At 60.3% G+C, this 25,728-nt stretch carries 25 protein-coding genes and 1 pseudogene; 12 read left to right on the forward strand and 14 right to left on the reverse strand.

The annotated features are described in order from the left end of the window. Window positions 1-10 precede the first annotated feature (10 nt). Together QQJ98_RS11880 and QQJ98_RS11885 are read right to left on the reverse strand one after the other, a co-directional pair. Complete coding sequence (locus QQJ98_RS11880) at window positions 11-1,201, reverse strand: efflux RND transporter periplasmic adaptor subunit (RefSeq protein ID WP_284325538.1); 1,191 nt, start codon at window positions 1,199-1,201, stop codon at window positions 11-13. Window positions 1,202-1,204: 3 nt separating this feature from the next. After that, on the reverse strand, window positions 1,205-1,861 hold the full coding sequence (locus QQJ98_RS11885) for a TetR/AcrR family transcriptional regulator (RefSeq protein ID WP_284325539.1): 657 nt from the start codon (window positions 1,859-1,861) through the stop codon (window positions 1,205-1,207). A 149-nt stretch (window positions 1,862-2,010) separates the two neighbouring features. On the opposite strand from QQJ98_RS11885, the gene fabF reads away from it, so the two are divergent. Together fabF and mltG are read left to right on the forward strand one after the other, a co-directional pair. Next, the gene (gene fabF / locus QQJ98_RS11890) at window positions 2,011-3,273 is read left to right on the forward strand and encodes a beta-ketoacyl-ACP synthase II (RefSeq protein ID WP_284325540.1); all 1,263 of its coding nucleotides are present in this window, start codon (window positions 2,011-2,013) and stop codon (window positions 3,271-3,273) included. Then, complete coding sequence (gene mltG, locus QQJ98_RS11895) at window positions 3,273-4,448, forward strand: endolytic transglycosylase MltG (RefSeq protein WP_284325541.1); 1,176 nt, start codon at window positions 3,273-3,275, stop codon at window positions 4,446-4,448. Before fabF ends, mltG begins: the two co-directional genes overlap by 1 nt. A gap of 301 nt (window positions 4,449-4,749) precedes the next feature. On the opposite strand, the gene QQJ98_RS11900 is transcribed toward mltG, so the two are convergent. Beyond that, complete coding sequence (locus tag QQJ98_RS11900) at window positions 4,750-5,403, reverse strand: flavin reductase family protein (RefSeq protein WP_284325542.1); 654 nt, start codon at window positions 5,401-5,403, stop codon at window positions 4,750-4,752. A gap of 110 nt (window positions 5,404-5,513) precedes the next feature. Between QQJ98_RS11900 and QQJ98_RS11905 the strand changes: the two genes are divergently transcribed. The 6 genes and pseudogenes from QQJ98_RS11905 (at window position 5,514) to cysE (ending at window position 10,384) form a co-directional block, all read left to right on the forward strand. Continuing rightward, complete coding sequence (locus QQJ98_RS11905) at window positions 5,514-6,164, forward strand: GntR family transcriptional regulator (protein ID WP_284325543.1); 651 nt, start codon at window positions 5,514-5,516, stop codon at window positions 6,162-6,164. Window positions 6,165-6,374: 210 nt separating this feature from the next. Next, entirely contained in the window at window positions 6,375-7,238 is an 864-nt protein-coding gene (locus QQJ98_RS19810; RefSeq protein WP_348523133.1) for a M91 family zinc metallopeptidase, read from the forward strand. 63 nt (window positions 7,239-7,301) lie between these two features. Then, window positions 7,302-7,850 carry a hypothetical protein gene (locus QQJ98_RS11920; protein WP_284325544.1) on the forward strand — a complete coding sequence of 183 codons (549 nt, stop codon included), beginning with the start codon at window positions 7,302-7,304 and terminating at the stop codon, window positions 7,848-7,850. Window positions 7,851-8,353: 503 nt separating this feature from the next. Continuing rightward, window positions 8,354-8,674 carry a hypothetical protein gene (locus tag QQJ98_RS11925; protein ID WP_284325545.1) on the forward strand — a complete coding sequence of 107 codons (321 nt, stop codon included), beginning with the start codon at window positions 8,354-8,356 and terminating at the stop codon, window positions 8,672-8,674. Then, a pseudogene (locus QQJ98_RS11930) lies at window positions 8,631-9,290 on the forward strand (terminase large subunit domain-containing protein); the annotation flags it as partial. The gene QQJ98_RS11925 and the pseudogene QQJ98_RS11930, both read left to right, overlap by 44 nt. A 284-nt stretch (window positions 9,291-9,574) precedes the next feature. Continuing rightward, window positions 9,575-10,384 (forward strand): serine O-acetyltransferase, encoded by an 810-nt coding sequence (cysE, locus tag QQJ98_RS11935; protein WP_284325546.1) that lies wholly within the window; start codon window positions 9,575-9,577, stop codon window positions 10,382-10,384. A 166-nt stretch (window positions 10,385-10,550) separates the two neighbouring features. On the opposite strand, the gene QQJ98_RS11940 is transcribed toward cysE, so the two are convergent. From QQJ98_RS11940 to QQJ98_RS11975, 8 genes are all read right to left on the reverse strand, one after another. Beyond that, the gene (locus QQJ98_RS11940) at window positions 10,551-11,825 is read right to left on the reverse strand and encodes a 2-oxo acid dehydrogenase subunit E2 (protein ID WP_284325547.1); all 1,275 of its coding nucleotides are present in this window, start codon (window positions 11,823-11,825) and stop codon (window positions 10,551-10,553) included. 10 nt (window positions 11,826-11,835) lie between these two features. After that, window positions 11,836-13,212: a pyruvate dehydrogenase complex E1 component subunit beta gene (locus tag QQJ98_RS11945; protein WP_284325548.1), complete on the reverse strand. Its 1,377-nt coding sequence runs from the start codon at window positions 13,210-13,212 to the stop codon at window positions 11,836-11,838. A 12-nt stretch (window positions 13,213-13,224) separates the two neighbouring features. Then, window positions 13,225-14,214 (reverse strand): pyruvate dehydrogenase (acetyl-transferring) E1 component subunit alpha, encoded by a 990-nt coding sequence (gene pdhA / locus QQJ98_RS11950; protein ID WP_284325549.1) that lies wholly within the window; start codon window positions 14,212-14,214, stop codon window positions 13,225-13,227. A 227-nt stretch (window positions 14,215-14,441) separates the two neighbouring features. Next, window positions 14,442-14,744: an FtsB family cell division protein gene (locus QQJ98_RS11955; protein ID WP_284325550.1), complete on the reverse strand. Its 303-nt coding sequence runs from the start codon at window positions 14,742-14,744 to the stop codon at window positions 14,442-14,444. Window positions 14,745-14,847: 103 nt separating this feature from the next. Further along, window positions 14,848-15,417 (reverse strand): hypothetical protein, encoded by a 570-nt coding sequence (locus tag QQJ98_RS11960; RefSeq protein ID WP_284325551.1) that lies wholly within the window; start codon window positions 15,415-15,417, stop codon window positions 14,848-14,850. Beyond that, window positions 15,417-16,346: a class I fructose-bisphosphate aldolase gene (locus tag QQJ98_RS11965; protein WP_284325552.1), complete on the reverse strand. Its 930-nt coding sequence runs from the start codon at window positions 16,344-16,346 to the stop codon at window positions 15,417-15,419. Before QQJ98_RS11965 ends, QQJ98_RS11960 begins: the two co-directional genes overlap by 1 nt. Before the next feature lie 81 nt (window positions 16,347-16,427). Then, a complete protein-coding gene (locus QQJ98_RS11970) occupies window positions 16,428-17,210 on the reverse strand; it encodes an SDR family NAD(P)-dependent oxidoreductase (protein ID WP_284325553.1) in 783 nt (260 codons plus the stop codon). Window positions 17,211-17,471: 261 nt separating this feature from the next. Next, window positions 17,472-18,659 carry a phosphoglycerate kinase gene (locus tag QQJ98_RS11975; RefSeq protein ID WP_284325554.1) on the reverse strand — a complete coding sequence of 396 codons (1,188 nt, stop codon included), beginning with the start codon at window positions 18,657-18,659 and terminating at the stop codon, window positions 17,472-17,474. Window positions 18,660-18,782: 123 nt separating this feature from the next. Here QQJ98_RS11975 and QQJ98_RS11980 point away from each other — a divergent pair, with 123 nt between their 5' ends. Beyond that, the gene (locus tag QQJ98_RS11980; RefSeq protein ID WP_054008635.1) at window positions 18,783-19,292 is read left to right on the forward strand and encodes a peptidylprolyl isomerase; all 510 of its coding nucleotides are present in this window, start codon (window positions 18,783-18,785) and stop codon (window positions 19,290-19,292) included. Next, window positions 19,282-19,833: a peptidylprolyl isomerase gene (locus QQJ98_RS11985; protein ID WP_284325555.1), complete on the forward strand. Its 552-nt coding sequence runs from the start codon at window positions 19,282-19,284 to the stop codon at window positions 19,831-19,833. The genes QQJ98_RS11980 and QQJ98_RS11985 overlap by 11 nt, the downstream gene beginning before the upstream one ends. Window positions 19,834-20,104: 271 nt before the next feature. Here the strand turns inward: QQJ98_RS11985 and tyrS are convergent, their stop codons facing one another. After that, window positions 20,105-21,355 (reverse strand): tyrosine--tRNA ligase, encoded by a 1,251-nt coding sequence (gene tyrS / locus QQJ98_RS11990; RefSeq protein WP_284325556.1) that lies wholly within the window; start codon window positions 21,353-21,355, stop codon window positions 20,105-20,107. 57 nt (window positions 21,356-21,412) lie between these two features. On the opposite strand from tyrS, the gene QQJ98_RS11995 reads away from it, so the two are divergent. Beyond that, window positions 21,413-22,507, forward strand: a complete 1,095-nt coding sequence (locus QQJ98_RS11995) for an anhydro-N-acetylmuramic acid kinase (protein ID WP_284325557.1) — start codon at window positions 21,413-21,415, stop codon at window positions 22,505-22,507. A 105-nt stretch (window positions 22,508-22,612) separates the two neighbouring features. Here the strand turns inward: QQJ98_RS11995 and rarD are convergent, their stop codons facing one another. Together rarD and QQJ98_RS12005 are read right to left on the reverse strand one after the other, a co-directional pair. Further along, complete coding sequence (rarD, locus tag QQJ98_RS12000) at window positions 22,613-23,518, reverse strand: EamA family transporter RarD (protein ID WP_284325558.1); 906 nt, start codon at window positions 23,516-23,518, stop codon at window positions 22,613-22,615. Window positions 23,519-23,570: 52 nt separating this feature from the next. Further along, the gene (locus tag QQJ98_RS12005; RefSeq protein ID WP_284325559.1) at window positions 23,571-24,455 is read right to left on the reverse strand and encodes a fatty acid desaturase; all 885 of its coding nucleotides are present in this window, start codon (window positions 24,453-24,455) and stop codon (window positions 23,571-23,573) included. 88 nt (window positions 24,456-24,543) lie between these two features. Here QQJ98_RS12005 and QQJ98_RS12010 point away from each other — a divergent pair, with 88 nt between their 5' ends. Further along, entirely contained in the window at window positions 24,544-25,614 is a 1,071-nt protein-coding gene (locus QQJ98_RS12010; protein WP_284325560.1) for an NAD(P)/FAD-dependent oxidoreductase, read from the forward strand. The last annotated feature ends 114 nt before the right edge of the window (window positions 25,615-25,728 follow it).

The raw sequence follows: 25,728 nt of genomic DNA on the forward strand, positions 1-25,728 counted from the left end.
CCAAAGCCCCTTAGTTGGTTTCAGCGGCAACTGCCGCAACCGGGTTGATGTGATCGCCTTCGCGCACAAAGGCGCCCGCTTTGGTCACGAGATCGTCGCCCAACTGCAAGCCGTCCAACACCTCGATCCAGCCGCCATCGCGCACGCCCGTCGTGATCAGCCGCTGCGACACCACACCTGCCTGCACCAACATCACCGAGCTTTCCGCGCCCGAAGATTTCACTGCTGTGATCGGCACAGCCGGGCTGTCGCCTTCATGCACCAGAATACTGGCCTCGACATACATGCCCGGACGCACTGCGCTTGCATCATCAATCGCAATCCGCACCCGTCCAAGCCGGGTCACGGCATCAATGCTGGGCTCCACCAATGAGATTTTGCCGCTCAGCGGTTTGCTCAGGCCAACAAGGTTTAGCGTTGCCGTCTGGCCAGCCATCAATCGGGTCAGATCGGCTTCGGCCACATCGGCGCGCAATTCCAACGCGCCATCGCGGATCAGGGTGAACATCGGCTGGCCCGCCGCCGAGGCAATCGCGCCAAGCTGGGCATTGCGCGCGGTGATTTCACCCGCGAACGGGGCTGTCACTTCGGTGCGCGACAATTGCAGATCGACATTGGCAAGCTGCGCTTCGACCAAGGCCTGTTGCGCCTTTGCGGCCTCTAGCGATTGCACCGCGACCAACACCCGCGCTTGCGCTGACACCGCACCCGCAAGGGCTGTGTCCGCCGCCGCTTGGCTAGCAGAGCCTTGCGCTTTCAGCTTGGTGGTGCGGTCTGACGTGCGCTTGGCTTCGTCTGCCGAGGATTGCGCTTCGATGTTTTGCGCTTCGGCCTGCGCAATCTGCGCTTTGGCGGCGGCAAGCGATGCCGCAAGCTGTGCCTTTTGCAAGGTCAGGGTCGAGGTTGACAGCCGTGCCAGCACTTGGCCCGCGGTCACCCGGTCGCCAATATCGGCAAGCAGGGCTTCAATCGGCTGGCCCTCGATCAGCGGGGCGACCTGAATGGTTTCTTGCGGGGCGACCAGACCCGAGGCCAGCACCACATCGCGCAAATGCCGGGTTTCCACTTTTGACACCGTGATGGCTGGCAGCACTTGGGTTGCGGCCGCGTCCTTGGCAGGTTCAGCGCCTTCGGCAAACGCCACGCCGACCGCCACGCTTTGCAGCGCCAGAAAAACCGCAATCACTTTAGACATAAACATAGATCAGCCTTTCGCGCCGCTGGCGGCAATTTCGTCCAAGGTTTGGTCAATAATACGCAAAATCATTGCGTTCAGATCATGGCGCAGCTGTTCATCCTTTTGCGGCATCATCGCCGAGGATTTCACCAGCATCACCATCAGGGCAGCATGGGCGGCAAAGCGCGTGCGGGCTTGCTCAAGACTGAATCCTGTGGCTGCCGCGAACGCCTGTATCAGATAGCCAGCAATGGTGGTTTCCATCAGCCCGCAGGCAAGGCCAATCTCGGGCTTGCGCAGGGCTGTCGCAGTAATCTCGGCCCAAAGCGCGCCGTCGTGGTTGCACTGGTGCTGCACCAGCCTGACGCGCACTTGCTGGCGCATCGCCTCAATCGGATCATCCGACGCAAAAACCGGCTCAAAATCACGAGCCATGTCCTCAATGTCCAGCGCGATCAGAGCTTGCACGATGGCAGCCTTTGACGGGAAATAGCGGTAGAAATTGCCAACGCTCATTCCCGCCGCACGCGCCAGATCCTGCATCGACGCGCCATCAAAGCCTTTTTCGGCAAAGGCTTGCCGCGCTGCCGCCAAAATCTCGCCGGTGCGGGCGTCAGCGGTTTCCGAGGCAGCGGCAGAAGACGATGACAGCACGGGTGCTAAACCTTTGGAATGAACGTTCATTCATTAGCATCGCTGCGCCTGCACGGTCAACATATTTCACATCGCAACCATTGCCGCCGCTTGGCGCTGCCTTGCCGCCCCGCAGCGGCTTAAGTTGCGCATGGGCTTGGGGCCGTGTATCACGCGGAAAACCACTGCGAGGGATATAGATGCGTCGGGTTGTTATCACGGGTCTGGGAATGGTCACGCCGCTGGCTTGCGGCGTCGAAGAAACGTGGAGCCGCCTGCTGGATGGCCAATCCGGGGCAGGGCCGATCACCCGCTTTGACGCTTCTGGCGTGATCACCCAATATGCCTGCGAAATCCCGTTTGGCGATGGCACCGACGGCACCTTCAACCCGGATGCGTGGATGGAGCCAAAAGACCGCCGCAAGGTCGATGATTTCATCCTCTATGGCATGACCGCCGCCGTGCAAGCGGTGCGCGATTCTGGCTGGGAACCCGTCACCGAAGAAGACCGCGAGCGCACAGGTGTGATGATCGGCTCTGGCATCGGAGGCCTTACCTCTATCGCCGAAACCGCCGTGCTGATCAAAGAAAAAGGCGCGCGCCGGGTGTCGCCGTTTTTTATTCCCGGATCATTGATCAACCTGATTTCTGGCCAAGTCTCGATTCGCTTTGGCTTCAAAGGGCCGAACCATGCGGTTGTTACCGCCTGTTCCACCGGCGCGCATGCCATCGGCGACGCGGCTCGGCTGATCCAATGGGGCGACGCCGATGTGATGCTGGCAGGCGGTGCCGAAGCGCCGATCAGTGAAATCGGCATCGCGGGCTTTAACGCCTGCAAGGCGCTGTCTACCAAACGCGCCGACGATCCCACCAAAGCCTCCCGCCCCTATGACGCCGACCGCGATGGCTTTGTGATGGGCGAAGGTGCTGGCGTGGTGGTGCTGGAGGAATACGAACACGCCAAGGCCCGCGGTGCGAAAATCTATGCCGAAGTCCTCGGCTATGGCCTCACCGGCGACGCCCACCACATCACCGCCCCGGCGGAAGATGGCGACGGCGGCTATCGCTCGATGAAAATGGCCCTGAAACGCGCCAATCTGGAACCCGCGTCCATCGACTATATCAACGCCCACGGCACCTCGACCATGGCCGACACCATCGAACTTGGTGCGGTGGAGCGCATGATGGGCGATGCCGCCGCCAATGCCACGATGTCGTCGACCAAATCCTCGATCGGCCATCTTTTGGGGGCAGCCGGCTCGGTAGAGGCGATTTTCTGTGTGCTGGCGATCCGCGACCAGATCGCACCGCCGACCATCAACCTTGATAACCCCGCCATCGCCCCGAAACTTGACCTTGCGCCAAACAAAGCGGTCAAACGCAAGATTGACATTGCGCTGTCGAACTCGTTCGGCTTTGGCGGCACCAACGCCAGCTTGGTGCTGGGCAAGGTCGCCAACTGATGTGGCGCTCTATCGCCTCCAACGCGCTGACCTTGTTCATCGTGGTGCTGATCCTCGCCTTTGGGCTGATCGCTTGGGGGCGGCAAGCCTTCACCGGGCCGGGGCCGCTCACGCAAGCGATCTGCTTCAAGGTCGATAAGGGCGCCAGCCTGTCGCAAGTCAGCCGGGGGCTGGAGGCAGAGGGTGCTGTCAGCGATGCCCGCATCTTCCGCATCGGTGCCGATTATTCCCAAGTCGGTAACAGCTTGAAATTCGGCTCTTATCTGATCCAACCGCAAAGCTCGATGGGCGATGTGCTGGCGGCGCTGACCGCGGGCGGCCAATCCACCTGTGGCCGCGAAGTGAACTTCCGCATCTCGGTTGCCACCGCCGAAGTGGTGCTGCGCGAGCTTGACCCGGCCACCAACCGCTATGTCGAGGTGGTGAAATTCGACCCCGCCAAAGACGCCGCCCCCACCGCCTATCTTGATGCTGCACAGGCGTCCGACATCCGCTGGCGCATCACTTTGGCCGAAGGTGTGACCTCGTGGCAAGTTGTCGATTCGCTGAAACGCGCTGATTTCCTGGCCGGTAACATCGACAAGCTGCCCGCCGAAGGCACGCTGTCGCCGGACAGTTATGAGGTCGAAAAGGGCTTTGACCGTCCGACCCTGATCGCCGATATGGAAGCCCGCCAAGCCAAAACCTTGGCCGAACTTTGGGCCACCCGCGCCGAGGGGCTGCCCTATGCGACCCCGAAAGAAGCCCTCGTGATGGCCTCGATTGTCGAGAAGGAAACCGGCATCCCGACCGAGCGTAAACAGGTCGCATCGGTGTTCATCAACCGTCTCGCCAAGGGCATGAAGCTGCAAACCGACCCGACGGTGATCTACGGCGTCACCAAAGGCGAGGGCGTCTTGGGCCGCGGCCTGCGTCAGTCTGAGCTAAAACGCGAAACCCCGTGGAACACCTATGTCATCAACGGCCTGCCGCCGACCCCCATCGCCAACCCCGGCCGCCTGAGTATTGAGGCGGCGCTCAACCCGGATACGACGCCGTTCCTGTATTTCGTCGCGGATGGGTCAGGGGGACATGCGTTTGCCGAGACTTTGGCACAGCACAATGAAAATGTGGTCAAATGGCGGGCGATTGAGGCGGCGAAGGGTGAAGAAGCGGCGGTTGGGGTGCAAGAATAACCACGCTTTTTTAGTTCCAAACCGAAAGAAAACGGGCGAGCCCCTGATCCACCCTTTGCCATCTTTCCCAGAACCGAAAGAAAACTCTGCGGGGCAGAGTTTTCCGGTTCATTGCGCATAAGGCGGCACGCCGTCGCGCAAGGGGCGCCGTGCCACAACCCAACGCATCAGAAATCGGGTCCCGCCTGACTGGGCTGGCGCAATTCGCGCCTGCCGGGGGCAGTCAGGCGCGCCCCGATTTGTTTGGAACATATCGGGCAACAACCCTGCGCCGTCGCGCTCAATTTCAAACCCGCTCAGCTCAACTGCGCCCCTCCAGCCCGGCCTGCGCGTCAGTATCAGCCCCCGGAACCCGCATCTCGAATGTGTCGCGGATGACTGCATAGTCGAAATAGCCCATGCGGGCGATGGGGGCGATCTGAGCTATGTCCAACCTGCCATCAGGACGGATTACCTGATCGTTAATATGGATCAGCTCTACCTGCGCGAACACAATATCCACCGTGCCTACAGCCGACGCTCCGCGCTGCGTGTGGGTGTTCAAATAGCGGCACTCAAATTTGCAGGGGCTTTCTGCCACCATCGGCACGCGGTAATTGTCGGCGTATTCGCGGGTCACTTGCAGATGATCAAATTCGCTTTCGTCTGGTGGCAGCGCCATCGCGCTTAGGTTCACTGCTTCGCGCAGCGCGTAGGTTGCCATGTTCCAGACAAACCAGCCGGTTTCTTCAGCGTTCAGCACCGTATCCTTGCGCCGCCCATCCGGGTAGCGGTTGGCGGCGAACATCACCATTGGCGGATCGAAGGTCAGGTTCTGCCACTGGCTGTATGGCGCGATATTTTCAACTCCAGTCGCACTGACGCTGGAAAGCCAGCCAATCGGGCGCGGAACGGTGCAGCTTTTGAACGGCGAGAACGGCAGCGGACAGGGTTCAAGATGCGGTGCGTATTTCATTGGTGGGGCCTTATCACGGGGGGGGGTATAAGATATACGGCCAATATATCGGTGGTGTGTCAAGCGGAATGTTTGTAAGATTGGCACCGAAAAGCCAGACAGGGCGGGATATGACCAAGACCGATCAAGCCATCGACCAGTTGCAGCGCATGATCGAACATGGCGATCTGAAACCCGGCTCGATGGTGTCGGAAAGCCAACTGGTCGAGATCATGGGGCTGGGCCGCACGCCGATCCGTGAAGCGATTCAACGGCTTGCCTCCAGCCGCATGATCCGGGTGCATCCCAGCAAGGGGCTCGAGATCCCCGCCATATCGGTGGAAGATCAACTCAGCGCGCTGGAACTGCGCCGCCCGATAGAGGTGCTGTCGGTGGAACTGGCGTCTGCCCGCGCCACTGTGTCTCAACGGGCTGCCATGCAAGATTTGGCGGGCGTGCTGGATGGCCCTTTTGCGCTGCGCGAATATACCGACACCGTGCGCAAAACCCACGCAATGATCATCGACGCATCGCAAAATCCGTATCTGAGTGCGGCGATGTTGCCGCTTCAGGCGCTGTCGCGGCGGTTCTGGATCACCTACATCCGCGATGAGGCGGACGAGATCAGGCGCGGTGGGGCGCTGCACCGCCAGATGTTGCTGGCCGTAGCTGCGGGCAATGCGGATGCCGCGCGCGCAGCGTCACTTGCGCTGAATGATTATCTTGTCGCTTACGCGCTTGCTGTGATTGCCCGTCGCACCGCCCCGCACTCTGGCGGGTGATGCGACCGCCACCTGTCGAATTGCGTGGCGCAGGCAGGGCCAAGCTTTAACACACCCTTGGATCCACCACACCCTCCCCTTGATATCACAAACATAAAAGAGGTCCCGACTTGGGACCGGCCCCGGAACCCCTCCTGGCCCCAGCGATTTCTTGACAGAAGGCCCCCCCAAGCCTAGCCTTCCTCTCATTGTATGCTCAAAGGCTTTGTCATGGTCGGATTTCCTGCAGCCCGTGTGACGGATATGCACACCTGCCCGATGTGTATGGGGGCGCTGTTGCCGATCATTCCGCCTGCGATGGTGACGGTTCTGGTGGGCTCTCTTCCTGCCGCGCGCATGACCGATCTGTGCGCCTGCATCGCCCCGATCCCGGTGCCTGTCGACGCGATCATCTTTGGCTCGCCCACGGTGTTGATCGGCGGTCTTCCCGCCGCCCGCCAGTTCGATCCGACGGTGAAGGGCGGGGCGATCATGTTGGGCTTGCCGACGGTTCTGATCGGCATCGTCGCCACCCCGGCGCCGGGGGAACCGGGGGCGCTGAATATCTGGGAGGAGGTGCTGCCTGATGGCACCACCGTCACCCATGTTGGCCCGAATATCACGATCGTCGGCACCAAAGCTTACCGCGACGCAGTGGTGCTGGATCTCAAGCGGCTGGACTCCACCCCGACCGGGCATGATCTGATCAGCAGCCTGAACGCGCCGGGCAAGGGGCCGGTGAAGATCGTGGCCTCGGCGGACGGGAACAGCGTCAACGGCACCGGGCCGGGCGCGAATTTGCGGCCTGACGGGACGGCGGGGCCGGGGTCTGGCAGCACGCTGAACTACAACCCGGATAAAACCCAGATCGGCGATGGATCTCAGCCCTATATGACCCGACCGCCGGCGGTGGGGCTTGGGCACGAATTGGTGCATTGCGAGCAGGCGCAGAACGGCACCTGGAGCGGCAACAAGACCGGCGGGGTCGAGAATGACGAGCTGGCTGCTGTGGGTCTGCCGCCCTATCAGAACAACCCGCATACCGAGAACAAAATCCGCTCGGAACTCGGCCAACCGCCGCGCACCGCTTACTAGATGCGCGGGCTGGCTTTGGCCTTTGGATTGATGACAATGAGTGCCGAGGCACAGGAGCAAACGATGGCTGAGCGAAGCGATGTCAGTGTCAGCGTGACGTGGGAGGCTGCACCTTCTGGGGTGGTCGGGCTTTACCGGGTGCAGAATGGCGGCAAGGCGGCGGTCTATGTGTTTGATCGGCTGTATCGGACTTCGGTGACCGGGTTTCGCACGGTTGACCCCGACTATGCCTGGCATTGGCTTGAGGCGGATGGGGTGTTTCGGGTGGCGAAATTTGTGCCGCAGGTGCCAGCTGGCATGAAGGTGGAAAGCCCCGAGGTCGCCTATGCGCGCCCGTTGGCGGCGGGGGGCGTGCTAGAGGGCAAGGTGCTGTTGCCGGGGCGGCTGGATCAGGATTTGCCTTATGGGGGCGCGCCACCCATGGCTGCGGTGGCCAATGTGCAATCCATTGTGTTTTCGCTGGGCTATGCCGCGCTGGACCCGGCGGTTGCCGCAAACCAGATCAAAGCCGGGGATGAGATCGTGTGGTCGCTGCCGTTCAGCTGGTTGATCGAACATCAGCGCATCATCAGCAGCGAAGTTTTCGCGCTACAATTGCCGATGCAGCCATAGGGGCGCGATCAGATTTGCGCATCTGACCTGCAGCGGCAGATGCTGTCCCCGCGGGGACAAAACCGTAAGGTAGAATCGGCTTTTGGGCGATGAGACCAGGCGCATTTGCCCCAACATTTGCGCGTGTTCTGCGTTGTCCCCGCGGGGACAGAGTGGTTTTGCCGCAGAAAACCCACAGCAATGCACCATATGTTGTGGTTTGACGCTGAAGGGCAGTTTTTCGCACCGCATGAATTCAGCCGTTTTGTCCCGGCTTTGGCGCGCGCTGCCGGAGGTGGAAGTGACCGCGACAGCGGCCGTGATTGCGCGCAAAAGTTAACGGATCGTAAACAGATAGGCCTGCAACTATCTGATATTAAACGGATTTATTGACTTTTCACGCAGTTTGATCTATTGATGTCTAATGCTGGATGAGGTGGGCGAACGGCCAAAGGTGTGTCCCTTTGCGTCGTTCTTTCATTTCACTTGTGCGGGGGCGGCATGAGAAGGCGGGCAAAACGAGCATGACAGTCAATTTCTCCATCGGAGAGTATCAGCCGCCAGATGATCTGCTGGCGGCAGCAGAGCAACATTATGAAACCGCGCTGAGCGATCTTTTGAACGCCGTCAATGCGGTGAAAGCGGGCCTGTTCGACAACACCAAAGCGCTGCCGCAAACGGTGCGCGATGTGCGGTTGGCGATGGATCTGATCCATACTGAAAGGGGACGTCTTGAAAAACTTCGCAAACAACTTGCCGGGTCTGTCGGAACCGGCATCCTCGACCTACACGCCGCACGCGATGAGATCGGGGGCAGATTGGCTCGCTTGCGCGACGCAAGCTGAAGTTGATGCGTTTCTGGATGACCTGAGCGAGAACGCGCTGTTGTCGCTGCCATGGTTGTTCGAGTTTTGGGCATTGCCGCATCAGTTGCCCCCCGCGGGGGCGTGGAAAACATGGGTGATCATGGGAGGGCGCGGCGCGGGGAAAACCCGTGCCGGCTCGGAATGGGTGCGGGCCGAGGTTGAGGGTGCGGGGCCGCTGGATCTTGGGCGCTCGCGCCGCGTGGCCTTGGTGGGCGAGACTGTGGATCAGGTGATCGCGGTGATGATCGAGGGTCAAAGCGGCATCCTTGCCTGCACACCGCCTGACCGGCGCCCGGACTGGCAGGCGACGAAAAAGCAGCTGGTCTGGCCAAATGGCGCGATTGCGCAGGTGTTTTCCGCGCATGATCCGAATTCCTTGCGCGGGCCGCAGTTTGATGCGGCTTGGGTGGACGAGCTGGCGAAATGGCCGAAAGCCGAAGCTGCTTGGGATCAGTTGCAGTTTGCGTTGCGGCTGGGCGAGAACCCGCGGCAGGTGGTGACGACGACGCCGCAGAATGTGGGCGTGTTGAAGGACATTCTGCGCAACCCCTCAACCGTGATGACGCATGCGCCGACCGAGGCGAACCGGGCTTATCGCCCGCCTGACCTGCCAAGCCGATGCCGCACACCGCTATGCCAAGCGTTTTGGCCGCGCGCATCCCGTCTGGGGCAACGGCAGCCTTATGGCGCGCGCACTTGCCGAGACTGGTCCGCGCTGCAGCAATCAAGGCTCCGCCGGTTTCCTGCAGGCCTTGGCGCTGGTCGCAAGCAGCCTTGCCGCACGCAAACAGGCTGCCTGCGCGAAATAGCAAAATCCCCCCTTGGCACTGTTGCAGACGCGCGCCATATGCTAATATCTCTGGCAGCAGGAGATTTAACATGGCCGAAACCAGCGCAAAAATCAGCTCTCTTGATCCTGTCTGGCGCCGTGTGCGCGAAGAGGCGTTCGATATGCTGCGGGCAGAACCGCTGCTGGGTGGCCTGATCCACTCTTCGCTGCTGCACCATTCCAGCCTCGAACGCGCTTTGGCCTATCGATTTTCGCTGAAACTTGCCAGCGGTGAGATGTCTGAACAGATCCTGCGCGAAATCGCGGATGAGGCTTATGCCTCGGACCCGGACCTTGGCCAAGCCGCCCGCGCCGATGTGACAGCGGTGTTTGATCGTGACCCGGCCTGCCTGCGCTTCATCCAGCCAATCCTGTTCTTCAAAGGCTATCAGGCCATCCAAGCCTATCGTATCGGCCATTGGCTTTGGCAAAATGGCCGCAAGGATATGTCGTATTTCGTACAAATGCGGGTGTCCGAGGTGTTTGGCGTCGATATTCACCCCAATGCCCGCATCGGTCGCGGCATCATGATCGACCACGCCCATTCCATCGTCATTGGTGAAACCGCTGTGGTCGGCGATAACGTGTCGATGCTGCATTCTGTCACGCTTGGCGGCACCGGCAAAGAAGATGGCGACCGCCACCCGAAGATCGGCGATGGCGTGATGATTGGGGCAGGGGCCAAGGTCCTTGGCAATATCCACGTCGGCCACTGCTCGCGCATCGCGGCAGGCTCGGTCGTGCTGCATGATGTGCCGCATAACACCACGGTCGCAGGCGTGCCCGCCCGCGTTGTGGGCGAGGCCGGCTGCGCGCAGCCCTCGGTTACGATGGATCAGTTGATCGCGGGCGAAATTTAACGCCTTAAAACCGCGTAAAACTTATCTAAAATTTATTTCATCTGTTTGGAAATATCCCACGGGGGTTCGGGGGTGTGAAACCCCCGCGCGGCATTCCCGCGCAAAACAACGCTTGATAGAAAAAGCCCGCCGAGATCACGCTCGGCGGGCTTTTCTGTGCCTCAGATCACGCCAGCATTGCCAGCGGATTCTCCAGATTGTCCTTGATCGCATTGACCAAAGTCGCCCCCAAAGCCCCGTCAATCACCCGGTGATCCACCGACAATGTCACCGACATCACCGTGCCAACCACCACAGCGCCATTCTTGACAATCGCCTTGGCAACCCCGGCCCCTACCGCCAAAATCGCGGCATGCGGCGGGTTGATGATCGCATCAAAGTTATCAATGCCGAACATGCCAAGGTTCGAGATCGCAAAACTGCCGCCCTGATATTCTGCCGGGGCCAATTTCCGATCCCGCGCGCGCTTGGCCAGATCCTTCATCTCGGCGGACAGTGCCGACAAGGATTTCGCCTCGGCATCGCGCAGCACTGGGGTGAACAAGCCGCCCTCAATCGCCACAGCCACGGCCACGTCAGACTTCTTGAACTGCAACACCCGGTCGCCAGCCCAAACCGCATTGGCCGCGGGCACCTGCTGCAACGCCAAAGCACAGGCCTTGATCACGAAATCATTGACCGACAGCTTGACACCCCGGCCTTCCAGCTTGGCGTTCAACTCGGCCCGGAACGCCATCAGCGCATCCAGCTCGATATCGCGGCGCAGGTAGAAATGCGGCACGGTCTGCTTGGCCTCAGTGAGACGCGCGGCAATGGTCTTGCGCATCCCGTCCAGCTTCACTTCGGTAAACGGGCGGTCTGCATAGGTTTTCAGCACCACTTCCGTCGACGGACCAGAGGCCATCGCCGGGGCAACAGCCGCCTTCGCCTCTGCCACAGGGGCCGCGACAGCCGCAACCGGCGCCGCAGCACCCGCCTTCGCCGCCTCAACATCGGCGCGCACGATCCGGCCGTGCGGGCCAGATCCCTGAACCGAGGCCAAATCCAAGCCTTTTTCCGCCGCAATACGCCGCGCCAAAGGTGACGCAAACACGCGCGCAGCCCCCGCCGCTTTCGGCGCAGCCACCGCTGCCGGAGCCGCCGCCGCAGCAGCCGGGGCCGCAGCCTTGGCCGGGGCAGGCGTCGCATCCGCAGACTCGCCATCCTCAAGCAACACCGCAATCGCCGTGTTCACCTTGACGCCCGCAGTGCCCTCCGCCACCAGAATCCGGCCAATCGTGCCTTCATCCACCGCCTCGAACTCCATCGTCGCCTTGTCGGTTTCAATCTCGGCCAGAATCTGACCCGATTTCACCACATCGCCTTCCTTCACCAACCATTTGGCAAGGGTGCCTTCCTCCATCGTCGGAGAAAGCGCGGGCATCAGAATTTCAATCGCCATCATCCCCTCCTTAACGGTAGCAAACAGATTTGACGGCAGCGACCACTTCCGCAGTCGTCACCAAAGCCAGCTTTTCAAGGTTGGCCGCATAAGGCATCGGCACATCCTTGCCCGTGCAGGTGATTACCGGCGCATCCAGATAATCAAACGCCCGCTGCATGATCGTGCTGGCCAGATGGTCGCCGATGGACCCAACCGGGAAGCCTTCTTCCACCGTCACACAGCGATTGGTTTTCTGCACCGAAGCCAGCACGGTATCGTAATCAATCGGGCGCAGGGTGCGCAGATCAATCACCTCGGCCGAGATGCCTTCTTTCGCAAGCAAATCAGCGGCTTCCAGCGCATACTTCATGCCAATGCTGAACGACACGATGGTCACATCCGTGCCCTCACGCCAGATGCGTGCCTTGCCGAATGGGATGGTGAAATCCGGCAGATCGGGCACTTCGAAAGACTGACCATACATGATCTCATTTTCAAGGAAGATCACCGGGTTACGATCCCGAATAGCCTGCTTCAACAAGCCCTTGGCATCCGCCGCCGAATAGGGCGACACCACTTTCAGGCCCGGAATTGCCGCATACCAAGCGGTGAAATCCTGACTGTGCTGCGCGCCAACCCGTGCCGCCGCACCATTGGCACCCCGGAACACGATCGGGCAACCCAACTGACCACCCGACATATAATTGGTCTTGGCGGCAGAATTGAGCAGATGATCAATGGCTTGCAGCGCAAAGTTAAACGTCATGAACTCCACAATCGGGTTCAAACCGCCCCAAGCCGCGCCCACTGCAATGCCGGTAAAGCCCATCTCGGTGATCGGCGTATCCACCACGCGCTTAGGCCCGAATTCGTCCAGCAAGCCTTGGGAAATCTTGTAAGCGCCCTGATACTCGCCAACTTCCTCGCCCATCAGCATCACAGCCGGATTGGCGCGCATTTCTTCTGCCATCGCCTCGCGCAAAGCCTCGCGCACGGTCATGGTCTTCATCGGGGTGCCTTCCGGCCAATCCGCGCTGGCTTTCGACACCACAGCCACCGGGGCCGCCGCTGCAGCAGCCGCAACAGGCGCCGCCGCAGCAGCAACAGGTGCCGCCGCCACGACCGGTGCCGCCGCAGGGGCAGGCGCCGCATCCGCCGACTCGCCCGCCTCAACCAACACCATGATTGCTGTGTTGACCTTCACGCCCGAAGTGCCTTCCGCGATCAGAATCCGGCCCACAATGCCCTCATCCACCGCCTCAAACTCCATCGTCGCCTTGTCGGTTTCAATCTCGGCAATGATCTGCCCGGATTTCACCACATCGCCTTCCTTGACCAACCACTTGGCCAAGGTGCCTTCCTCCATCGTCGGAGAAAGCGCCGGCATCAATACGTCTACTGCCATGGTTCTCTCCCCTCAGGCGTAAATATCGGTCCAAAGCTCGCTCAACGCGGGCTCCGGGCTGGCCTTGGCGAATTCAGCCGAGGCATTCACAACTTCCTTGATCGACTTATCAATCGCCTTCAGCTCTTCATCCGACGAAAGCCCAGCGTTCAACAGCAGATCGCGCACATGTTCGATGGCATCCTTCTCGGATTTCATCTTTTCAACCTCTTCGCGGGTGCGATATTTCGCCGGATCCGACATCGAATGGCCACGATAGCGATAGGTCATCATTTCAAGAATATACGGCCCCTTGCCAGCCCGGCAATGCGCCACGGCCTTCTCGCCCGCTTCCTTGACCGCCAGCACATCCATGCCGTCAACCTGCTCGCCGGGGATACCGTAAGCCAGACCACGGCCAAACAAAGTCTCGGATTTCGTAGACCGAGCCTGCGAAGTCCCCATTGCGTAGTGGTTGTTTTCAATCACAAAAATCACCGGCAGCGCCCAAAGCTCTGCCATGTTGTAGGTCTCATAAACCTGACCTTGGTTCGCCGCACCATCGCCGAAATAGGTAAAGGTCACATTGTCATTGCCCTTGTACTTATCGGCAAACGCAAGCCCCGCGCCCAGAGGCACCTGAGCGCCCACAATGCCATGCCCGCCGTAGAAATGCTTTTCGCGGCTGAACATATGCATACTGCCGCCCTTGCCGCGCGAATAGCCGCCCTCACGTCCGGTCAATTCGGCCATCACGCCATTGGCGTCCATCCCGCAAGCCAGCATATGGCCGTGATCGCGATACGAGGTGATCCGCTTGTCACCTTCCTTGGTGCAGGCCTCTAGCCCCACAACCACGGCTTCCTGGCCGATATACAAATGGCAAAAACCACCGATCAGACCCATGCCATAAAGCTGGCCGGCCTTTTCCTCGAATCGGCGGATCAGCAGCATCTCGCGGTAGAACTTCAGCAGTTCCTCCTTCGAGACGTTTGATTTCTCAGGGGCTTTCTTCGTTGCCAAAGCGGCGTCCTCCCGTAACGTTGCAAATATAGTTTAGTGTTAAACCATATATACCGCATCGGAGAAACAACGCAAAACGAAAAACGAATGCCGCAGAGAACCCCTGCAAACAATAGCGCACCGCCTCATACAGGCGCGCGCTCAGGTCATCCTCTCTGCTAAAATATCCCCGCCGGAGGCTTCACCAGCCCAACAGCCGTAGGGTGCGTGATATCCCGCACCATGTCTTACCGAATAACAACCTCATCGGCGCGCAAATAGCCCAAAACATCGCGCAACTGCTCGTCCAACAAGTCAACGTCCAGATAATCGTCCGACAGCCGCTTGGTCAGGTTGCGGGTGCGCGACAGCTCTGCCGCCAACTGATCCCGCTCGGCCCGCAAATCCGCCGCTTCCGCGTTGATCTGCACCCGGCGGAACACGCCGTAATCGCCTTGGATCGCCGCGAAGGCGAAATAACTGCCCAAGGTGAAGGTTGCCATCAAAAACAACATGCCGCCAAAGGCTGGCCGGGATTGGGTCTGGATCATCTGTCTCGCCTCAACGTTCGCCCCTCTGATCGGGGGCAATTCGTTTGGCCATCTTGCCACATAACCTGCAGCGATGAAATGAAAAAACGCAACGGCGCACAGCCTAAGGCGTTACCGCAACAGCGCTGCCCATCTGCACATCGGTCTCAAACTGCAGCGCAATCGTCTGGCATGATTTGAGCGGCCAATCCTGCGGACAGACCCGCGCCGTCAGCCGTCCCGTCACATGCCGCAGATAGCTGTTTTCGGGCAGTGGACCAATGCTTTCGACCACAATCTCGGCCCGTTGCCCCTTCGAGGTCAGCTTTGGCCCATCCACGTCAGACCCCTGCAACACCTCGACCAGCGGCATCTCTGCAGCACCAGTATGAAACGCCTTGCCGAAATCGCCCTGCGCCAACAGCCGGTTGCGGGTGTCATCGGGTTTGCCCGGCGCATAGCCCATCAAATGAAGCCGCACCGTGCCGCTGTTGTAATCGCGGTCCACCCAGGCCGAGGCATCAAACGCCCCGATTGAGAAATCGAAAAACTCCCAAGCGACCGATGTATCACCGAGTTGCCCCGCAGCACCGCCCAATTTCGGCGGATAGCCCGGTGGCAGGGCCTCGGTCTCTTGGGCGGCAGCGGCCCCCGCAACCCACAGCAGAACCGCAAGCGCAGGGGCCAAACGCATCAGGCTTTGCCCTTGTAGATATCGACCAGCTTCGACAGCATCGCCAAAGCATCCTCGCGCTTACGCTGGAAGCTGTTCCGCCCGATGATAGATCCATTGCCGCCGCCATCGCGGATCGCGCGGGCATCGTCATACACCGCATCCTCACCCTTGGCAGCGCCACCCGAGAACACCACAATCCGACGGCCCGCAAAGCTTGCATCCATGCAATGCTTCACCCGCGCGGCTTGGGTTGCCACGTCGATCTTCTGTGCTTCATAGACCTTCTTCGCCTCTGGCAGCATCAGATGATCGGTCGAAAGCTTGATCTTGATGATATGCGCGCCCAGCAGCGCCGCGATCTGCGCCGCATAAGCGGCCACATCAATCGCGGTTTCGCCGTCTTTGGTGATCGCCTCACCGCGCGGATACGACCAAATCACCGTCGCCACACCCTTGGCCGCAGCCTCTTTGCGCATGGCGACGATTTCTTCATACATATCCAGCTGCATGTCCGACCCCGGATAGATCGTAAAGCCAATCGCCGCACAGCCCAACCGCAACGCATCATCGACGCTTGCCGTCACCGCCTGATTCTTGCCCGCCGTATCGCTCATCAGGCTGTTGGCCGAGTTCACCTTCAAAATCGTCGGGATTTGCCCGGCAAAGGTGTCCGCGCCCGCTTCCAGCATCCCCAAGGGTGAGGCAAAAGCGTTCAAGCCCGCGTCAATCGCCAGCTGGTAGTGGTAATGCGGATCATAACCCGCCGGATTGACCGCGAAATTGCGCGCAGGCCCATGCTCAAAGCCCTGATCGACTGGCAGAATGATCATCTTGCCGGTGCCGCCCAGTTTACCCTCCATCAGCATCCGGCACAGATTGGCCTTCACGCCGGGGGTTTCGCCTTCGTAATTGGCAAGGATCTTCTGAACAGCTTTGGTCGCGCGCATCTTATACTCCATCCGGGAAAGGTTAGCTTCGTGGTAGAAAGGTTCGGGGCGTGGCGCAATATTGGTTGCGCTAACAGAGGCTTACCAGCGGCGTTTCAGGAAAACTCCCGCTGAAAAGGCCACCAGACGGCGGGGGGCAAGGCGCGGGAAAAACGCAAAGATCTTGTTGCTGATCCCCACCACTTTCACCCGCCGACCTTTGACCATCGCAGCCCAGCCCGCCTGTGCGACACTTGCGGCGGAGGGCATCGGCAACCGAGTGATCAGGGTTTTCTTCTCTGCCCCGTCGGACGCGAAAAACTGCGTCGCGGTCGGGCCGGGACACAGCGCTGTCACCGTCACAGCCGTGCCGCGCAATTCTTCAGACACCGCTTCTGATAGGCTAAGAAGATAGGCTTTGCTGGCGTGATACACCGCCATATGCGGCCCCGGCATGAACCCGGCAGTTGAGGCCACATTCAATATCCCGCCCGAGTTATGCGCCTTCATATGCGCCGCCGCCCGTTTCAAAAGGATCGTCGCGGCAATGATATTCACCGCGATACTATCGGCCTCGCGCGGCCAGCCCTCGGCCTCGGCCAGATCGCCATTGCGGCCCAGTCCGGCATTGTTCACCAAAATCCCGATCTGGCGGCCCGCGCTCGCCTGATCCCACAGCCGTTCCACCGCGACAGGATCGGTCAGATCGGCGGGGATGACCTCAACTGCAACATTATAGGCGCGGCGCAGGCTGGTGGCATGGGCTTCCAGTTTTTCGACCGAACGTGCGGTCAGAATGACATCAAAGCCATCCTTGGCCGCGAGCGTCGCAAACTCCCGCCCCAGGCCCTCCGAGGCCCCCGTCACCAAAGCCCAGATCGCCATAAACCACTCCCACAAACTTGGCCTGATCATGCAAAGCGGCGGTCAGATAAGCCAGAACTTTCAGCGCCCACTCTGAAACCGCGCGCCAAATGGCATCTGGCCCCCCGCGGGTGCCGCAGATGGTGCGCGCAAGGGCCAGGCGGCATCGCACGCGCAAGGGCAGGGCGCAGGGCTGCCAATCAATGGGTTAACAGGATATGAATGACCCCATGCTAACCCGTTGATTTGTCATAAACGCGGCCTGTGTCCGCGCGTGGACAGCTAGCCCAGCGCTGCAACCCCCGGCAAAGTCTTGCCCTCCATCCACTCCAGAAACGCGCCGCCGGCGGTCGAGATAAAGGTGAAATCCGCCGCAGCCCCGGCCTGATTTAACGCAGCAACCGTATCACCGCCGCCCGCGACCGAAACCAATTTCCCCTCGCGCGTCAGCCGTGCCGCAGCCATCGCCGCCGCATTGGTGGCCATATTGAACGGCTCAATCTCAAACGCCCCAAGCGGCCCGTTCCAGATCAGGGTCTTGCAGCCCTCAAAAACCTTAGTAAGCGCCGCGACAGTCTTCGGCCCCGCATCCAAAATCATCGCATCACTGGGGCAATCCTTGACGCCAACCGTCTCATTTGCAGCCCCCGCCTTGAATTCCCGCGCCACCACCACATCAACGGGCAGATGGATCACACAGCCCGAAGCCTTGGCCTTCTCAATGATCTCAAGCGCCGTCGCGGCCATATCCCGCTCGGCCAAGGATTTGCCGACCTCAATGCCTTGGGCGACCAAAAACGTATTGGCCATACCGCCACCGATCACCAGATGATCAACCTTGCCGACCAGATTGCCCAGCAGTTCCAGCTTGGTAGAGACCTTCGCCCCCCCAACAACAGCCACAACAGGCCGCACCGGATCGCCCAAAGCGGCCTCAAGCGCCTTCAACTCGGCCTCCATCAACCGCCCCGCAGCCGAGGGCAGCAAGGCCGCAATCCCAGCGGTCGACGCATGCGCGCGGTGTGCCGCCGAGAAGGCATCATTGACGAACATATCGCCCAAAGCCGCCATCTCTGCCGCCAGTTTTGAATCGTTCTTTTCTTCACCACCGTGAAAGCGGGTGTTCTCCAACAACACCACATCGCCCTGCGCCGCCTCGGCAATCGCGGCCTTCGCGGCATCGCCGATGCAATCGCTGGCAAACACCACGCGACGACCCAAAGCCGCCTCCAACGCGGGTTTCACATGGATCAGGCTCATCTCTGGCACGACCTTGCCCTTGGGCCGATCAAAATGCGCCAGCAGCACCACCTTCGCGCCGCGCGCGATCAAATCCTCGACCGTGGGAGCGATCTTCTCGATCCGCGTCGCATCGCTGACCTGACCGTTTTCCATCGGCACGTTGATATCCACACGGGTCAAAACGACCTTTCCCGCCAGCGCCATATCGTCGATAGTCTTCCAGGCCATTGATGCCTCCATAACTGTTTGCAACTGTTTCCGCCGATCTGACACATTCGTCAACCTAAAGCCCTTCCCCTTCTGCCCATGGATGGTTACTTTCCGCCCCAGATCAAAAGAAGGATGCGCCCTATGGCCGAGATCAAAGACCCGGAAAACACCATCATCATCACCCTGAAAGATGGCGAGGTCGTGCTGGAAATGCTGCCCGAGATCGCGCCGAAACATGTCGAGCGGATGAAAACCCTTGCCCGTGCGAAAGCCTATGACAACGTCTGCTTTCACCGCGTGATTGACGGCTTCATGGCGCAGACCGGCGATGTCGCCAATGGCAATATGGAAAGCGATTTCAACCTGCGCCGCGCAGGCACCGGCGGGTCAGAGCATCCTGATCTTCCGGCAGAATTTTCTGGCATCCCGCATGACCGTGGCACCATCGGTGCGGCACGCTCGTCCAGCCCGAATTCGGCCAACAGCCAGTTCTTCATCAACTTTTCCGACAACCACTTCCTGAACCGCCAATACACGGTTTATGGCCGCGTGATCAAAGGCATGGAGCATGTCGACAAAATCACCAAGGGCGAGCCGCCAGCAAACCCCGACCGTATGATCACCGTGCGGGTGGCTGCTGATGTTGCGTAACATCCTTGCGGCTTTGCTGCTGACCGCCGCCCCGGCTTTTGCCGAAGGCGACGGCCCGGGTCCGAATCTGGTGATCGAGGTTTCGGGTGCGGCCAAGGGCGAGATCGTGATTGATCTTGATACCAAAGACGCGCCGAAGCATGTGGCTCAGATCGTCGCTTTGGCGCAAAAAGGCGCATATGATGGCGTGGTGTTTCACCGCGTGATCGACGGCTTCATGGCGCAGACCGGCGATGTGCAATTTGGCAAAGCGGGTGGCGACACGGCGATGGCGGGCACGGGTGGTTCGGATATGGCCAACATTCCGGCCGAATTTTCCGATGTGCCGTTTGCGCGTGGCACGGTTGGCATGGCGCGGTCCTCTGACCCCGATTCTGCCAACAGCCAGTTCTTCATCATGTTCGCGCCGGGTGATTTCCTGAACGGCCAATACACTGTGGTTGGCAAAGTGATCAAAGGCATGGATGTCGTCGATGCGATCCAACGCGGCGAACCGCCATCGACCCCGGACGTGATGACCAAAGTCACCGTGCAGGAATAAGCTCGGCGTGATCATTGCCAGATAAACGCAAAAGGGGGCCAGTCCGGCCCCCTTTTTCTTGTCTGAAACCTGCCAAGCCTGTCTCTGCGCAGTTTCACATTGGCCTAAATATTCCCGCCGGAGGCATCCGCGGTAACGACAGGAGCCTCCGGCGGGAATATTTTTACCATTGTGAAATCATCGCCGCCCCAGAAACCTGGAGCCCCAAAAAGCTGGAGCCGCAGAGCCCTGATTTGGCCAAGACCCGCGAGGTCAAGGCCGCAGGGGTGGTTTAGTCAAGCAAGACCAAGGCATGCCGCTTTTTGCCCGCCGTCAGCTTCAGCGGCTCTGCCAACATGCCGGCGCCCACGCGCAGGCCGGCATCGGTGACGACCTCGTCATTCATCCGCGCGCCACCTTCCTGAATAAGGCGCTTGGCGTCTTTGCCGGTGGCGGCCAGTCCGGCGCGCACGAACAACTGCACGATGCCAAGCCCCTCGGTCAACTCGGACGCCGTGACCCGCAATGTTGGCAAATCATCGCCCACGCCACCCTTTTCAAACACTTCGCGCGCGGTGGCTTCTGCGGCCGCTGCCGCCTCGGCACCATGCAAAAGCGTGGTGGCAAGGTTAGCGAGGATGATCTTGCCCTCGTTGATCTCGGACCCCGACAGGCTGCCCAGACGGTCACATTCCTCTACCGGAAGCTCGGTGAAGATCTTCAGGAATTTGCCGACATCGGCATCGGTGGTGTTGCGCCAGAACTGCCAGAACTCGTAGGGCGACAGCATATCGCCGTTCAACCAGACAGCACCACTGGCCGATTTGCCCATCTTGCGCCCATCCGACGTCGTCAAAAGCGGCGTGGTCAGCCCGTAAATTTCATGGTCCAGCACGCGGCGGGTCAGATCAATACCGTTGATGATATTGCCCCATTGATCCGATCCACCCATCTGCAAGATGCAGCCATATCGGCGGTTTATTTCAAGAAAATCATAGGCTTGCAAGATCATGTAGTTGAATTCAAGGAAAGACAGCGACTGCTCGCGGTCCAGCCGGGATTTCACCGATTCAAACGACAACATGCGGTTGACGCTGAAATGCCGCCCGATGTCGCGCAAGAAATCAAGGTAATTCAGATGGTCCAGCCATTCGGCATTGTTCAGCATCACCGCATCGCTGGCCCCGTCGCCGTAGGACAGGTATTTCGCAAAAACCTTTTTCAGCCCGGCGATATTCTCGTCGATCTTGGCGGGCGTCAGCAACGGGCGCTCTTCTGCGCGGAAAGACGGATCACCGACCTTGGTGGTGCCGCCGCCCATCAGCGTGATCGGCTTGTGCCCGGTCTTTTGCAGCCAGCGCAGCACCATGATATTCATCAGATGCCCGACATGCAGACTGGCTGCCGTCGCGTCATAGCCGATATAAGCAGGCACCACGCCTTTGATCAAAGCCTCGTCAAGCGACTGATAATCCGTGCAATCGGCAACGAAGCCGCGCTCGAACATCACACGCATGAAATCAGATTTCGGATGGTAGGTCATGGCACACTCATGCTTTAAGGTTCGCAGGGTATAGCGGGCGAGGGGGCCAAGGGGAAGATGGCGAAACACGGGGCGATCTGGGTGCTTGGCACAATGTCGGGCACTTCGCTGGACGGTGTGGATGCCGCCATGCTGCGCACCGACGGTCATGTGATTGTCGAGTTCGGCCCCGACGCCTACCGCCCCTATTCAACCGCCGAGCAAACAACGATCCGCAAAGCTTTGGGGCAATGGCCGGGGGATCTGGCCGTGGCCGCCGCCGCCGAAGTGGTGGAAACCGCCCATGCCGAGGTGCTCAGCCGTTTTACAGGTGCCGAGATGATCGGCTTTCATGGCCAGACACTGGCGCATGATCCGGCGCATGGCCGCACGCATCAGGCTGGAAACGGCGCACTTCTGGCGCAAACGCTGAACCTGCCGGTGGTGTGGGATTTCCGCTCGAACGATGTGCAGATGGGCGGGCAGGGCGCGCCTTTGGCGCCGTTCTTTCACTTTGCCTGTGCCAAATGGATACAGGCCACCGAACCGCTGGCGATCCTGAACCTTGGCGGCGTCGGCAATGTCACCTGGATCGACCCCAGCCAGCCCAGCCCGGACTCCCCCGGCGCGTTGCTGGCGTTTGACACCGGCCCCGCCAATGCGCCGATCAATGATCTGATGCAGGTGCGCCTTGGTCTGGCGCAGGACGCGGGCGGTGCCTTGGCTGCGCATGGGCGGGTTGATGAGGCCTTGGTGAAAGCCTTTCTCGCGCAGGCTTATTTTCACAAGATCCCGCCAAAATCCTTGGATCGCAATGACTTCCACGCCTTCTTTAAGAAAACCCATAAACTCTCAAACGCCGATGCCGCAGCCACAATGACCGGGATTGCCGCAGCCTCTGTCGCCCGCGCCGCCGAGCATTTTCCGCAACCGATCACCCGTTTGCTGGTCGCGGGCGGTGGTCGCCACAATGCCGCGATGATGGCGCAGCTGGCCCAACGGATGCCGTGCAGGGTAGAGCCGATTGAGGCCGCAGGCCTGAACGGCGATATGCTAGAGGCGCAAGCCTTCGCCTATCTTGCCGCCCGCGTCGCCTACGGCCTGCCAACATCTTGCCCCAGCACGACGGGCGTTCCCGCAGCCGTCGGTGGTGGTCAGATCAGCCGACCGTAACCTTGCCCCATATTTAGTGGGTCTCCTTTTCAAAATCGCAACCTACAGAGATTTGTCCCAGCTGGGACAAAATCAGCCGCGATCAGCCGCCAAAAGAGCCGCGATTTACTTGCCCGCCGCCCGCGCTTGCTGCACCAAAGAGGTCGTATAGATCACCAAAGCCAGCCAGATCATGGGAAAGGCGATCATCTTGCCACGGCCAAATGGCTCGCCAAACACGAACACTGCCGTCAGAAAGATCATCGTGGGCGCAATGTATTGCATGATGCCGATGGTGGACAGCCGCAGCAGTTTCGCGCCATTGGCATAGATCATCAGCGGCACCGCCGTCACCAATCCACAGGCCAGCAGCAACACGGTGTCCGAGGTTACCCCCGCCATGAAATGGCTGCTTCCCGTCACCTCGGCCCAGATCACATAGCCAATCGCGAAGGGCAGCAGAATCAGAACCTCAAGAAAGAACCCTTGATTCGGCCCAATCGGCAGCGACTTCTTCAGGTAAGCATAAATGCCCCAAGTGACCGTGAGCCCCAAGGCCACGACCGGCAATCTGCCCGCCTCGATCGTCAACACCACCACCGCCAAAGCCGCCAGCGCAATCGCCCATTTCTGCGCCGCACTCAGGCGTTCGCCCAACAACATTGCCCCCAGAAACACCGAAAACAGCGGGTTGATGTAATAGCCCAAAGCCGCGTCCAGCGCATGCCCTGCGCCAATCGACCAGACATAAATCCCCCAGTTGACCGAGATCAGCGCCGCAGTCGCGAATCCCATCAGCAGCATTTTGGGCGTGCGCAACGCCCGCCACAGATCCGCCGTCCGCCCCGTCGCCCACAAAACTGCACCAGCAATCGGGATCGACCAAATCACCCGATGCGCGATCACCTCAGCCGGTGAGATATGCGCCACCGCCTTCATGAAGATCGGCAAAAACCCCCACAAAAGATAAGCAGTCAGCGCAAAGCCAAAGCCACGCAGCGAGTCTTCATTCTTGGGGGGCACGTTTTCCATGCGCCTTTGCTACCTTCACGCCAAGCCCCGCGCCACGGCTAACTTGTGTGGGTTACATTCGCCGCGTCAGATAAGCCTTGGTGAACGCCGCATAGCCTTGGCTCGTCACCCGCAATTCATCCTGCATGATCTGGTGCAACGCGGGCAATTGGTGGAACGGCACCGCCGGATAGACGTGATGCTCGGTATGATAGGGCATGTTCCACGCCAGAAACCGCATCGCGGCGGTTGTAAAGGTGGTACGGGTGTTCTCGAACATATTCGTCACCTGCGGGCAGTCGCCATGCTCGGCCAGCAGATACAGCCGCAGCGCAGGTTGGCCCAAAAGCACCGGCAACAGCCAGACCCAGAACAGCAGCGGGCTTATCAGCAATGACGCCAAAACCAGCGCATACCCCGCCAGCATCCAGCGCGCCTCGGCCACAATCCGGGGCAGGGCGCTGGCGGGCAGATATGCGCCCCCGGCCCGCCCGCGCGCCAGATCAATCAGCAGCCGCACCTCGGCACTCCAGTAGGGCAGACCCGAGACATGCCAGAGCCAAGCCGCAATCCGGTTCGGCTTTTCGCCCGCAAGTTCGGGGTCTTTGCCCGGTTGATTGGTCCAGCGGTGATGCGCCAGATGAAAATAGCGAAACCACTGAAACGGCAAAAGCAGCAGAAACCCGCACAGATGCCCGACGACCTCATTCAACCGCTCGGACGCAAACGGCGTCTTATGCGTCGCCTCATGCTCCAGCGTGAACAGAAACACGATCAACACGCCTTGAACGGGAAGCAAAAGCCACCAACCCGGCACACCCGAAGAAATCAGCGCGCCAACCCCCAGAATAGCGCCCAGATGCCCCGCCAAATGCCGCAAACCCGCCCGATCTGACCGCATCTGCAGACGCGCCTTCACCTCGGGCGCAAGATTAGAAACAAAGCTCTTGTGATTCATACCTGCAATCTGTCGCAGCGCCATTGCCCATGCAAGCCCCTTTCCCCCGCCCCAGCGCCGTGCCAATTTGCCACCAAAGGGGGGCCAGATGGCACAATCCGTCCTGATCATTGGCGCAGGCATCATCGGTGCCAGCCTTGCCTTTCACCTTGCCCGCCACGGCGCGCAAGTGACGGTGCTTGACGCCGCAACCCCCGCCAGCGCCGCCTCTGGCCGCAGCTTTGGCTGGATCAATGCGAGTTTTTACGAGAACCCGGCGCATCATCACTTGCGGGTGGCCGCAATGGCCGCGCATCACCGCCTTGCCCATCTGCTGCCCGATGCCGCGCCAAACTGGCAAGGCACCCTGTGGTTTGAGCAGCAAGGCGCGGATTTTGAGACCAAAGCCGCCGAACTTGCCGCGCTCGGCTATGCAGCCAAAGCCGTGACCCAAGCCGAAATCGCCACGTTAGAGCCTCGTGTCGCCAATCCCCCTGCGCAAGCCTTGCACATCGCCGCCGAAGGTTCGGTTGACCCCGCAGCGCTGACCCGCGCCTTGCTCGCAGCGTCTGGCGCAAAGGTTCTGAGTGGCATCGCCGCGAAATCGCTGATCGAGGCCGCAGGCCAGATCAAAGGCGCGCGCACAGCAATTGGCCCGTTCACCGCTGACCATACCGTTCTTGCCGCGGGCGTGGCGTCGCCCGCACTCTTGGCGCCGCTTGGCCTTGATCTGCCGATGCTGACCCGCCCCGGCATCATGGTCTACACCAAACCCGTCACATGGCGCATCAACCACATTCTGGTGACGCCGGATCAGGAAATCCGCCAAGACGCCAGCGGTGCCATCCTTGCCCCCGGCATCGTCAACCACCAAGCCGATGCATCCGAATCCATCGCCAACCCGCAGGCCATGGCAGACGCCACGCTGCACCGCCTGCGCGCCCGCTTTAACGCGCCCGATCTGGAATTGGACCGTTTCACCCTTGGCTTCCGCCCGGTGCCCGCCGACGGCCTGCCACTGATCGGGGCCGTGTTGCCGGGGCTGAGTTTAGCCGTGATGCACTCGGGTGTGACGCTTTCGGCCTTGGCGGGTGAGGCTTTGGCCGCCGAGATCACAGGGCAGGGCGATCACCCCCTGCTTGGCGATTTCCGCCCCAACCGTTTGCTGCGCACAATCTAGCGCCCGCCCGCGCGCTCTCCCCGCCGCCCCGGACTTGATCCGGGGCCTCACCTTACACCATGAGGCCCCGGATCAAGTCCGGGGCGGCTTGGGGACTGTGGCAGCGCATGAAAA

The sequence above is a fragment of the Cypionkella aquatica genome (genome assembly GCF_030161095.1).
GTDB lineage: Bacteria > Pseudomonadota > Alphaproteobacteria > Rhodobacterales > Rhodobacteraceae > Cypionkella > Cypionkella aquatica.